The following is a 1849-nucleotide window of genomic DNA, read 5'->3' as shown; positions in this document are numbered from 1 at the left end:
CGACAGGGGCCGTCGTGGGGCTGCCTCGGGTCTCCCAGCTTCCGGAGTCGAGCGTCAGCAGCGCCAGCGGGGTGAACAGGGCGTAGGTCACCGGCATGAGCAGGGCCATGGGCAGGAAGCTGGCCCCCGCCACGCGCCGGTCTTCGGGAAGGTGCCGCGTCTCCATCCGGTAGATGAAGCCCAGCAGGCCAATCACCAGGAAGTGGAACGTGAGGATGTCCCAGAACTCTCCGTTGAGGAGGTTGTGGACGATGACCACCGGATACGACAGCAGCAGCGCCAGTTGCGACACGTAGTGCACCGTGATGACCGGGTGCAGCCGCCATGCGTGCGACAGACCCGCCAGCAGGTCCACCAGGTTGGAGCGCCGCCAGCGCAGTTGCTGGGAGAAGTAGCCCGCAAGCGTGGACGGCGCCGCGGTGAAGCAGAACGCGTCCAGCGTGTAGACCGTCTCGTAGTCGTGTTTGACGATCTGCCGGGTGAGGAAGCGGTCCTCGCCGTACTTGATGGGGACGCCCGCGATGGCGCGCGCCTCCAGGATGGGCTCCAGTTGGAGCAGCACGCGGCGGCGGTACGCCGTGAGGCAACCGGACAGACACATCACCTGGCGGAACGAGCGCTCCAGGTCCTTCAGCCACTGCTGGGCGAAGTGGAACTTGATTTCAATCATCCGCGTCATCCAGTTCTGATGACGGTTGGTGACGAAGGTGCGCCCGCCCACGGCCGCGACGTTGGGGTGGACGAAGCGGCGGATGAGCTGGCGCACCGCGCTCTTGTCCACCACCACGTCGGAGTCCACGGAGACGATGATCTCCGCGTCCACCGCCGCGCGAACGCCGCGGTTGATGCCCTTGCGCTTGCCCATGTTCTCCGGGTTGCGCATCACCCGGACGTTGGGGTGGCCTTCGGCGGCCTTGTTCGCCCAGGCGACACTGTCGTCGCGCGAGCAGTCGTCCACGACGATGATCTCCAACAGCTCGCGCGGGTAGTCCTGCTCCAGCAGCGCGCGCACCGTGTGGAAGATGCCTTCGCCTTCGTTGAAGAGGGGCACGACGATCGCGACCCGGGGACGGTAGCTGTCGTCCACCCGTTCGAACCGCTGTCCCTTCAGCCGCCGCAGCAGGGGGCCCAGGATGTAGCGGTTCATCAGGACCACGATGAACAGCAAATGGATGGGAAACATTTCCATCGACTCCGCCCCTCCCCCTGACACCCGCGTCCCAAACCCAGACGCTTGTCGCTCCACCCCTGCGAAGCGGCCAGAAGGTTGGGGTCACTCGCACGTCGCGCCAACTGTCCCGGACCCGTGGGCAGCCGGCTGACGGGAAGTGGGCAGGCGCGGGGGCCCTCGGTGGTGACCCCCCGCTGCCGGGCGCGCCCGCCGGTGCGTGGAGGGGGGCAACCGGTGGGTCGGACAACCGCCGCCAGGTTCATGCCGCAGCGGACGCTGGGGGGCACGTCCTCCGGGCGTGACGGCGGACGCGGCGGGGCTGGAATTCAAAAGCCTTGGATGCGTTAGGCACTGGTCGCAAGGCTCGTCCTCGCCCGCTGGCGCGAGGGCTGGGGCCTTCCACTCAAACCAAAGCGGGATCCGCCGACAAGGGTGGCTCCTGCCATGCCCGGGAGCCCCTTCCCGAGCGTGGCGGTGTGCCCCTCGCGCAGGGCCCGTTGGAGGAAACACAGTTTGCGGAAACTCCCAATGGCATTCGCCGTGACGGCATTCTCACTCCTGGTGGCGGCAGGCTGCGGCGGTAACACGGCGGGCGAGGGGGCCTCGCCGGATGATTCCACCCCGGACTCCAACCCCTCCACGCCCGTGGACGGGCCGGCTGCCCCCGGTGAAGTCACC

1 protein-coding gene is annotated in these 1849 nt (G+C 67.8%); it reads right to left on the bottom strand.

Annotation, left to right across the window (positions count from 1 at the left end):
- A partial coding sequence (locus tag D7V88_RS41095; protein ID WP_120545906.1) for a glycosyltransferase family 2 protein occupies nucleotides 1-1189 on the bottom strand: 1189 nt, incomplete at its 3' end.
- Between the last annotated feature and the right edge of the window lie 660 nt (nucleotides 1190-1849).

The organism is Corallococcus terminator (assembly GCF_003611635.1).
GTDB lineage: Bacteria > Myxococcota > Myxococcia > Myxococcales > Myxococcaceae > Corallococcus > Corallococcus terminator.
This window is presented reverse-complemented; position numbering and strand designations above follow the sequence as displayed.